This is a genomic window from Paraburkholderia sp. SIMBA_030, from assembly GCF_046535245.1.
In the GTDB taxonomy this organism is placed as follows: Bacteria; Pseudomonadota; Gammaproteobacteria; order Burkholderiales; family Burkholderiaceae; genus Paraburkholderia.
The window spans coordinates 1-359 of record NZ_JAWRXB010000160.1 but is presented as its reverse complement, the minus strand read 5'-3'; the positions used below and the strand labels follow the sequence as shown (position 1 = coordinate 359).

The 359-nt window shown below is 62.4% G+C and carries 2 pseudogenes; both read right to left on the bottom strand.

Annotation, left to right across the window (positions count from 1 at the left end):
* Nucleotides 1-113 precede the first annotated feature (113 nt).
* Nucleotides 114-170: pseudogene (locus SB772_RS39480) on the bottom strand (hypothetical protein); the annotation flags it as partial.
* Nucleotides 149-359, bottom strand: a pseudogene (locus SB772_RS39475) (lipid A hydroxylase LpxO); the annotation flags it as partial. The pseudogenes SB772_RS39480 and SB772_RS39475, both read right to left, overlap by 22 nt.

Below are 359 nucleotides of genomic sequence, written 5' to 3'. Positions count from 1 at the left end.
CTGCGACCTCTTTGATCGGAAACACGCCGGCGAGGATGGCAGATGCAATGCCTGCGACCCAGGTGAAGCGCTGCGCCACCCATGAGCTGGACGTCAAAATGCCGCAGGCCCAACGTGCGGGCAGAGGCCTCGCGCACCGTTGCGAAAGCTTCAGGTAGAAGCGCTTCCAGCCGTTGCGAAAGAACGAATTGAAGCCGATGTCGTTGTACTCGCCCGACGCCTTGATCCGGCTCGCATCGCGCAACGCGAGGGCTTCCTCGCGGAAGGTCCGCCATTCGCGCTGCAGCACCGCGAGTTCCGGAAAGTGCCGCGGGTCGAGAAACGGTGTGGTCGGCACCGAAGAGAACGCGTATGAAAAG